Annotated in this window: 1 protein-coding gene; it reads left to right on the plus strand. The window is 46.0% G+C overall.

Features of this window, described 5'->3' with window-relative positions; translation table 11 throughout:
• The first annotated feature begins 127 nt into the window (after positions 1-127).
• Positions 128-1,606, plus strand: coding sequence for an ISLre2 family transposase (locus CLOSYM_RS06345; RefSeq protein ID WP_021641445.1), 1,479 nt, complete (start codon positions 128-130; stop codon positions 1,604-1,606).
• Positions 1,607-1,856: the final 250 nt, after the last annotated feature.

A 1,856-nucleotide genomic window follows, 5' to 3' on the forward strand; every position in this document is an offset into this window, starting at 1 on the left:
AATAGCGTAAAGTTAAATTCGGTTAATGGAAATTTATGTAAGCCATAAAAAGGAAGAAAAAGAAAGCACCTCTTTGTGATAGAATAGTTTTGCCAAACCGTCAACCACACAAAGAAAGGTGCTTTCCATGATTAACAGTATACAACATTTTATTGAAAAAGAAACCTATGAAATTGAAAACTCCATGAGGAAATTTGTGGAAGGAACATTTGACCTTGATCTTTACGGGAAGGACTTACAGGAAAGAGCCCTGAACCTGGCCCGGAACATTCTTGTAGAAACATTGGAAGCAATGGATCAGATGATAAAAGTAAGTGAAAAACGTCGCCAGGCCTACGTGGTGGAACAAAGCAGCCAGCCCAAGGAACTGCTTCTTCCCTTAGGAAACATTCGCTTTAACCGAACCTACTATACTTCAAAAAGGACTGGAAAATCGGTGTATCTGCTGGATGAAGTCATCGGATTAGAGGCCCACCAGAGAATCACAACAGGAGCAGCGGCAGCCATACTGGAAGAAACCCTGGAGAGCAGCTACCGTAAAGGAGGGGAGCACGCCAGCCTGTCGGAACAGGTGAGCAAACAGACGGTCAAAAATCTGGTGCATAAAACGGTGGTAGAAATGCCGGTAAAAGAGCAGGAGGAAAAGAAAAAACTCAGGCACCTTTATATTGAGGCAGACGAAGATCATGTAGCAGCCCAGTTCTGGGAGAAGAAAGGAGATCTGCTTTGTGATGGGAACGGAAGAAAAAGTAATACGCTGATGCCGAAGCTGATCTGTGTTTATGAGGATATCGAAGAAGAGACGGGGGAAACGTCAAAGCGGAAACGTTACCGTCTGACAGGGAAACACTATTTCTGCGGCCTGTATCCGGGAAAACAGAATGAGGAGCTGTGGGAGAAAGTAAGAGACTATATTGGAGCGACGTATGACCTGGATTATCTGGAGAAGATCTATATAGCCGGAGACGGTGCTGCCTGGATAAAGGCTGGGTGTGAAGTGCTGGAAAAGGCCCATTTCGTGCTGGATAAGTTCCATATGGAGAAATATATACAGAAATCAGTGTCCCATCTGCTGGACAGTGCGGCAGAGGTAAAAGGGGAGATATATGAAGCAGTCTCCGGGAAAGACCGCAGTCGTGTAAAAGAGATTTTCCATCAAATCCTGGAGGTAACGGAAAAAGAGAGCAAGTATCGAGATGTAGAAGAAGGCCTGACCTATTTAATGAACAACTGGAAGGGGATCATAATCCGTGTAGATGATGGAGGAGCGGTATGGGGCTGCCATGCGGAGGGTCAGGTAAGCCATGTGCTGTCGAGCCGAATGAGCAGCCGTCCGATGGGCTGGAGCCGCACAGGAGCCGATCAGATGGCAAGGCTGCGTGCCTACCGTCTAAATGGAGGTAAAATCATCGATCTGCTAAAATACCAGGAGGAAAAGAAGGAGAAAAGGGAGCGTATAGAAAAACAGGAAGAACTGGTGCGGGAACTGCGGAGAGCACAGGCGGGAAGAAAGTATGCAGAGAGACTGCAGGGCAGCGTACCGGGAAAAGAAGCATCCGGTATGAGATGGATGCGAGACTTGTTAAGCCAGCAGCTGTGCTGCTAGAGAGAGCCATCCATTGCTTAACTACCGGAAACAGGAAAGGAAGGGAAGAAGTCAAGGGCTGCGGAGCAGTTCATAACCCCTTGAGTTCTTTCGTTTCTGTCCGTAAAATGTGGAAGCAATGAATGGAAAAAAGGATAAAACGAGCAGAGAAGTAAATAAAAAGAAAGAATCAAAATATAAGGGACAAAACTAAAGCAATCACAAGAGGGCAGCGCTATACCATTTGATCCGAAAGTAAATTGACGCTATC

It is taken from the genome of [Clostridium] symbiosum ATCC 14940 (genome assembly GCF_000466485.1).
GTDB lineage: Bacteria > Bacillota > Clostridia > Lachnospirales > Lachnospiraceae > Otoolea > Otoolea symbiosa.